General features: G+C 42.0%; 9 protein-coding genes. 3 read left to right on the plus strand and 6 right to left on the minus strand.

Annotation, left to right across the window (positions count from 1 at the left end):
• The 4 genes from HYS07_02965 to HYS07_02980 all read right to left on the minus strand — a co-directional run.
• A partial coding sequence (locus HYS07_02965) for a hypothetical protein (GenBank protein ID MBI1870133.1) occupies positions 1–951 on the minus strand: 951 nt, incomplete at its 3' end.
• 286 nt (positions 952–1,237) lie between these two features.
• Positions 1,238–1,435 carry a 50S ribosomal protein L35 gene (rpmI, locus tag HYS07_02970; protein ID MBI1870134.1) on the minus strand — a complete coding sequence of 66 codons (198 nt, stop codon included), beginning with the start codon at positions 1,433–1,435 and terminating at the stop codon, positions 1,238–1,240.
• Between the two features lie 34 nt (positions 1,436–1,469).
• Positions 1,470–1,967, minus strand: a complete 498-nt coding sequence (locus HYS07_02975; GenBank protein ID MBI1870135.1) for a translation initiation factor IF-3 — start codon at positions 1,965–1,967, stop codon at positions 1,470–1,472.
• A gap of 143 nt (positions 1,968–2,110) precedes the next feature.
• A complete protein-coding gene (locus HYS07_02980) occupies positions 2,111–2,497 on the minus strand; it encodes a glutathione S-transferase N-terminal domain-containing protein (GenBank protein MBI1870136.1) in 387 nt (128 codons plus the stop codon).
• Between the two features lie 340 nt (positions 2,498–2,837).
• Between HYS07_02980 and HYS07_02985 the strand changes: the two genes are divergently transcribed.
• Positions 2,838–3,230, plus strand: a complete 393-nt coding sequence (locus HYS07_02985) for a hypothetical protein (GenBank protein MBI1870137.1) — start codon at positions 2,838–2,840, stop codon at positions 3,228–3,230.
• 313 nt (positions 3,231–3,543) lie between these two features.
• Entirely contained in the window at positions 3,544–3,702 is a 159-nt protein-coding gene (locus HYS07_02990; GenBank protein MBI1870138.1) for a hypothetical protein, read from the plus strand.
• Between the two features lie 144 nt (positions 3,703–3,846).
• Here the strand turns inward: HYS07_02990 and HYS07_02995 are convergent, their stop codons facing one another.
• On the minus strand, positions 3,847–5,373 hold the full coding sequence (locus HYS07_02995; protein ID MBI1870139.1) for a response regulator: 1,527 nt from the start codon (positions 5,371–5,373) through the stop codon (positions 3,847–3,849).
• Positions 5,374–5,473: 100 nt separating this feature from the next.
• Between HYS07_02995 and HYS07_03000 the strand changes: the two genes are divergently transcribed.
• Positions 5,474–6,334, plus strand: a complete 861-nt coding sequence (locus HYS07_03000) for a transposase (protein MBI1870140.1) — start codon at positions 5,474–5,476, stop codon at positions 6,332–6,334.
• Positions 6,335–6,359: 25 nt separating this feature from the next.
• On the opposite strand, the gene HYS07_03005 is transcribed toward HYS07_03000, so the two are convergent.
• Positions 6,360–6,798: hypothetical protein (locus HYS07_03005; protein ID MBI1870141.1), on the minus strand; the 439-nt coding region annotated here is incomplete at its 5' end.

Below are 6,798 nucleotides of genomic sequence, written 5' to 3' on the forward strand. Positions count from 1 at the left end.
TATTGTGTTTTCACCCAATTCCAATGTGATTGTTTCTTCAAAGCTTAGTCCTTCTAGCTTCCAGCTTCTCACCTCTAGCCCGTTTAGATTTATTGTAAGGTTTGAGAGTTCTTCATTGACACTGCCTGTGATCGTGATTTGACTCTGGTTTGTAATGCTGTTGTTTTCTGGGCTTGTGATCGTAACTTGAGGAGATGTGGTATCAATGGTGAGGGTGATTTCTTTTTTCGTGTGGGATCCATTTCCTTTGGCTATGACCCCAGCAATATAACTTCCTTCGGGTTGTTCTACTCCGTTCCTGTCTTTTCCGTTCCAGGTGAAGTTGATCGAGGTTCCTTCGCCTTTGACGATGTAGAGGATGTCCGCTTTATTAATCTTTTTAAGGGACCCCTCACCTAGCCTCTCCCCGTGAAAACGGGGAGAGGGAGATAAAAGCTCTTTTTCGATATCATCGATCTCTAGGTTTTGGGCTAGGTCGTCAATCAGTTCTCCTTCTTTCGCCTCTCGTCCCTCATCTCTCGTCCCTCGTTCGTTCATCCCTCGTCCCTCGTCCCTCGTGCTTCGTCCTTCGTCTCTCGTCTCTCGTCCATCGTGCTTCGTCCCTCGTGCTTCTTTGCTCTTAACAACGTATCCAATCCATTTTATTTTTTCTTCCCGTTCTCCCTTTTTCTTAGGTTTCGCATTCGTTGTTGAAATGGTTCCTGTGATTTTTACGGGGTTTATGGTTGGGTTACATGGGTTTGGGGTGGCAGCAAGTGTTGTGATTTGGATGGAAGATTTCAAACCTAAACTTTTTAGTTCTAGCTCTGGTTCTGCTTTTGCTATTGCTTTGACTTCAGCCCTTGCTTCTATCTTCGCTTCTGGCTTTCCTGTAAGCAATGTCAAAAAAAACATTCCACTTACGATTCCCCAAAAAATTCCTCTGATGTGTTGCAAAGAAGGTTGATTCATTTACGTCCCCGCTGATTTAATCACCGACGGCTGCTAACCAATAATTATTTTTTGATGTCAATTTAGTTTTTGCCCTTTAAGTAGGTTCCCGGCTCCCTTGATTTGGCTAAACTCGAGTCGGATGAGACCGGCCTCTGCTCTCTTACCCCAAGAGGAAGAGGAGACATTAATCTCGATCTAAATCAGACCCCAATCTCAGCCTGAACTAATGGTAAACTAAGCCCTGCCTTTTGCAAGCCTCACCTGAAGCGAGAGAGCAGAGAAAATCTAAAACTCAAACACTGATTCATCCATTTGGAAGCAGTTGCTTAAAGCGGCCTGCATCTGAGGGATCTACAACGACAGAGCCTCTGAGACCCAACTTTTTCTTGTGTTCCTTATGAGCCATTAAATGACTTCCAAAGGCCTTATAACGAAGGACTTTTCCTGTCCCCGTAATTTTAAATCTTTTTTTTGCACCCTTAACCGTTTTAATTTTTGGCATAACGTCCTTAGACTTAATGAATAATTAACATTACTTATTTACTCTTCGTCGGCCCAATAATCATAATCATGTTTCGGCCGAACAACTTTGGAGACTGTTCTACAGCTCCTACTTCAACGACATCCCCCACCAAACGCTCCAAAACACGCTTCCCATAATCCATATGGGCGAATTCACGACCTCTAAAAGCTAGACTTACTTTGACCTTATTCCCTTTTTTGAGAAATTCAAAAATATGCTTAAGCTTAACCCCATAATCGTGATCCTCAATGTTTGGGTGAAACTTGATTTCCTTAACCTTGACCACATGCTGTTTTTTACGTGCTTCTTTTTCTTTTTTTGTTTGCTCGTATCTGAATTTACCAAAATCCATGATGCGACAAACGGGAGGGTCTGCGTCCGGAGCCACCTCCACAAGGTCAAGATTGGCTTTAAGTGCCAAATCCACAGCTTCTGACAAAGCAATAACACCCAACTGGCGCCCTTTGTCGTCGATGGTTCTCACATTTTGAGCGCGAATTAAATGATTAATCCGGGTAATCCAACACCTCCCTGTTGAGTCAAGATTTTTACGTGGGGAAAACACTACCACAAAGTGTTCAAGGGTGCAACAATAACAATATAAGAAACGTTTGTAAAGGCAAAATAGAGATCTCCCTCATCTTAAGTTTCTCGTTATTTTACGAGGGATGCGACTCGACCAAAACGGTTTTCCAAATACTGAATAATATGAGCCGACTCATAAATCCATTTCACTTCCCCCTTTTCTTCAACTCTCAAACAGGGCACTTGAAGAGAGCCGCCCTGCGTCAATAATTCACTTCGATGCTGGTGATTATTTTGCGCATCCCGGTATTCGATAGGAATATTCAAATGATGAATGGCCCGACGGGTCCGAATGCAGAAAGGACACGCATAGAACTGATATAACGCCAAACCGTTTGCTTCTTGGTTAACCCGTTCCTGCTCAGTCTTTGACCGAATCACTTGAGACGGCCTCGTTAAATGATTGATCAAAACAATGATTCTTCCTAATGCCTCACGGATCATTTTTAAAAACATATTCTTTTCCCCATTTAAAATTGATTGAGCAATTTTAGGATTCATCATACCGCAGATGACCGAACATCATCAAGGCAATCCTCCCATTGACAATCGCCAAATTTTCAACCATAGTGATTGGCAATTAGTTGGCGAATAACTTGGCGTTTATGCGTGAGCCTTTATACCATAAGGCTGAAGGGTCATGAAATATACTTATGGGGATTATCCCACTAAAAAAGAACTGATGATTGAAAGCCGTAGTTCCAAGGATGCGGAGCTATGTTGAAATAAAATTTGGCATAAGCGATAGGCAAAGTCTGAACACATCTTTCTAAAAACCAAACAAGAAGAAAATTTCTTGTTTGTCATGACGCCCCATCTGCTCAACCTGATCACAGAGATTTCCGAACAGCGTGGTTTTTTGGAAGCCCTTTCATTATCAACTTCTATCCAAACACGATTAAAAGAAAAAGCAGCCAATGAGGAGGCCTATTACTCAAGCCATATTGAAGGAGCAAGAAGTTCTCTAGAAGAGGCCTTGCGTTTTATCAAGAAAAGAGAGAAATATTCTTCAGACGAAAGTTTGCAGATGATGGAAGACCTTATCCAATTTATTAACATGCTGGCCCTTTCTGATTATTTTGATCGCGAGCACCCAACTATTACAAAGCCATTCAGGACGCGAGAGAGCATCACCATGATCTCACTTACTTTCTCATCTTTTTTATGGAGGCACTACTCGCAGAACTGAAAGACCTTCGAAAAGAAATTAATTTTGAAGCCAAATTAAAAAATCTGAGGAGTTGGATTAGACCTAAAATTTATCAGCAAATGAACAAGAGACAAATGAAAGCCCTAGCCTGGATTTCTCATCAGATTTCTTGAAGCTCGACCGCCCGAGTCCGCTTTGGATGCTAGGAAGACGCTCCGTGCCGTGTGAGGCGTACTTTACAGTACGTTGAGCAAGGCCGACCTCTCTTGCGAAGCAGACGAGGCGGAATGGGCGCTCTGAGTAGAAATGTGATGAGAAATTTGGGCTAGCCTGGATGTTAAAAAAGAATGAAATGATCACCACAAAAAAATATTGCAAACTCAATCAGTACTCTGATGAAACAGCACGGAAAGATTTTCAGGACTTGACCCGCTTTCATTGGTTAAGGCCATCGTGTAAAAGATCCCTTCAGAATAATACTTCACTTCTGACATACTCTCGCTTCTCTTGAATACTCGTATCAATGAGAAATATTGCGAGCAAGAAGGCGAGAATGAGAGATCCAACCGTGCCCAAATTGAGATGTTACGCCTTAGCCACAACCCTGGCAGGACGATTCAGACTTAAATTTTATTAAGGTAAGGGCTTTTTAAGCTTAAGATTTTTCTACAGGAAGTTCAATGATAAACGTTGCCCCATGTCCCGCCTGACTTTCGACCGATAAAGTTCCTTGATGGGCCTGAATGATTTGCTTAGAAATGGAAAGGCCTAACCCTGTTCCTTTGTCCTTCTTCGTAGTGAAAAAAGGAGTGAAAAGGTTTTTTAAAACTTCTTCATTCATCCCTGTTCCTGAATCTCGAAAAGAAATTTGGTAGATCTTGTTTTCTTCTTTTGTAAGGACTTTCGTCTTAATTAAAAGTTCTCCTCCCTGAGGCATCGCCTCCAAGGCATTTTTGATCAAATTAAAAAAGACTTGAGAGAGTTGACTTTTATCGGCTTGAATGAGGTGAGAAGAAGGTGAAAAATCTTTTGAGAGAAGAATTTTCCTCATCCGTAACTTCGGTTCAAAAAGATGAAGGGTCTCTTCAATCAGTTGGATCGGTTGAAGAGGGGAAAGAATCGGTTTTTCAATTTTGCTCAAGTGCATCAATTGATCCACCAGCGATTCCATACGATTCAGGTGGGGAATAATGCTTTGAATCATTTTGGATAGAAAGCCCGGTTCGTTGTGGTTCTCCTGGAGGATATCAAGATAAGTCTGAATGGGTTGAAGGGGATTTCGGATTTCATGGGCAAGGCTTGCTGCCATGTGAGTGACATAGGATAATTTTTCATCCCGCGTTTCGTGAAGCTCTTGAAGGGTTCGCTCTAATTCTCTATTTTTTGTTTGAAGGGCCTTGTGCATTTGACTGAGGATCAGAAGAGACTTTACCTTCGCCTTTAACTCCTGAACATTAAACGGCTTGACCAAATAATCATCGGCTCCATATTGATAGCCTTCCAGCCGCATGTCTAAATCTGCTTTTGCGGTGAGAAAAATCAAGGGAATATCGTGATGAGATGAGGCCTTCATTTTTTCACAAAACTCATAACCATTCATTTTCGGCATCATGATGTCTGAAATGACAAGATCAGGCTGATCTTTTTCTAAAATGCTTAACGCCTCTTCTCCATCTCGGCTGAGAAGGAGGCGATAGTCGCTTTGGAGTTGAGCGCCTAGAAAGCTCAGAAGATCTGGATTATCTTCCACAATGAGAATGATTTTCTTCTGAGAATCTTTATTTTTTTGAGCGAAGGAACGAGCTCCAAAAAGATCTCTCTCCAGCATCAAATCAGTCCCGGTTGTCATCGCATCACGTTGAATTTTTGTGAACCACTCCCTCTCTTTCTCATTGAATAGGTCTTGAGGTTTTTTAAATTTTTCTTGAGTTGGGCGAGCGGGACGTTTCAAAGGGAGGAGCAGTGTGAAAGAGGATCCTTTCCCGAAATCACTTTGGACCGTGATTTTTCCGCCGTGAAGTTTTGCCAATTCTCGGCAAAGGGCAAGGCCGATTCCTGCCCCCTCAAAATTGCGAGTCGGTCCTGACATTGTAGAACTAAAGCGGTCAAAAATTTTCTCCTGCATATCAGGGGAAATACCAATGCCGGTATCTTTAACGGTGATCTGGAGATATTGTTTCATAATCTTTCCTCCCTCATTCTTAAAATGGGGTCATAAAATGGGGTCACATAAAATGGGGTCAGGTCTTGAAATATCAGTTTTAACCTGGTATCATCTCACCATGGCACGTCCCTTGAGAATTGAATACCCAGACGCCCTTTATCATATAACCTCCCGAGGAAATGCGAAAGATAATATTTACGTTGACCGTACTGATCGAGAAAAATTTCTTCGGATTCTAAGCTCGGTTATTTTTCGTTATCATTGGCTCTGTCATGCCTATTGCCTCATGGATAATCATTATCACCTTATCATTGAAACGCCCGACGCGAACCTTTCTTTGGGGATGCGCCAACTGAATGGCTCTTATACCCAGTTTTTCAATTGGTACCATAAAAGACCGGGTCATATTTTTCAAGGAAGGTTTAAGGCGATATTGGTAGAGAAGGATCGCTATTTGATGGAATTGAGTCGATATGTCGTTCTTAATCCGATACGTGCCAAAATGGTCCAAAAGCCAGAAGCTTGGGAATGGAGTAGTTACGAGGCCACGGTAGGTCTCAAGGCGCCACCACAATTTCTCACAACAGACTGGATATTACACTTTTTCAATAAGAAGAAAGGTGCGGCACAGAAAATGTATCGTCAATTTGTGAAAGATGGAATGAACGAGACTTCTCCCTGGACCGGTCTTAAAGGTCAGGTATTGCTTGGCAGCGACCCATTCGTAGAGAGGTTCAAAGATCTTCTGAAGGATAAATCCCAAATCAAGGAGATTCCCCGAGCTCAAAGACATTTCGCTCGACCGCCCCTCAAGGATTTACTGCCTTTCGATAGAATGCTACACAAAGCAGTTCGCAGTCAGAAAATTTGTGAGGCACATGTTCAGCATGGTTATACATTAAAAGAAATGGCGAATCATTTGGGCGTACACTATACAACCATCAGCAAGCTCGTCAAGACGGCGATATCTAAAAACTGATATTCAAGACCTGACCCCAATGACTTTATTTCAAGACCTGACCCCAATGACTTTGTGACCCCAATGACTTTACAAAACCTAGCACACTTGCGAAGTAGTCAAAACCTGCTGCAACAGCAACCGCATGAGCGACTAAAATAGATTGTAATTGCTTGCGTTTTTCTCCAATTGCGTTCTTAACCGCTTGATACATCAAAAAAAGGACTCTATAGACTGTCACAGAGAAAAAAATAAGGAAAAGATAATAAACGGGGCCAGGTTCTGAAATTCTGAAATGATAGGGCTGAATGATCTGTAAGCGTTTGATAAATAAATCAGTAAAAACAAAAGGCAACAGCATGGTTGAAATTGAATATGCAGAAATTACCCATTCACGATTTTTCCTTCCAAGACCCGTTACCTGATGCGTAAATTGAACGAAAATAGATGGTAAGAAAACCCCGAAGGCATAGCATCCTCGTAAA

This window comes from Chlamydiota bacterium (genome assembly GCA_016178055.1).
Classification (GTDB): domain Bacteria; phylum Auribacterota; class JACPWU01; order JACPWU01; family JACPWU01; genus JACOUC01.

Excerpts from the sequence above, each read along its gene's own strand:
- HYS07_03000 (MBI1870140.1), top strand. The coding sequence starts at position 5,474 with ATGGCACGTCCCTTGAGAATTGAATACCCAGACGCCCTTTATCATATA.
- HYS07_02990 (MBI1870138.1), top strand. The coding sequence starts at position 3,544 with ATGATCACCACAAAAAAATATTGCAAACTCAATCAGTACTCTGATGAA.
- HYS07_02995 (MBI1870139.1), bottom strand. The coding sequence starts at position 5,373 with ATGAAACAATATCTCCAGATCACCGTTAAAGATACCGGCATTGGTATT.
- HYS07_02980 (MBI1870136.1), bottom strand. The coding sequence starts at position 2,497 with ATGTTTTTAAAAATGATCCGTGAGGCATTAGGAAGAATCATTGTTTTG.
- rpmI (MBI1870134.1), bottom strand. The coding sequence starts at position 1,435 with ATGCCAAAAATTAAAACGGTTAAGGGTGCAAAAAAAAGATTTAAAATT.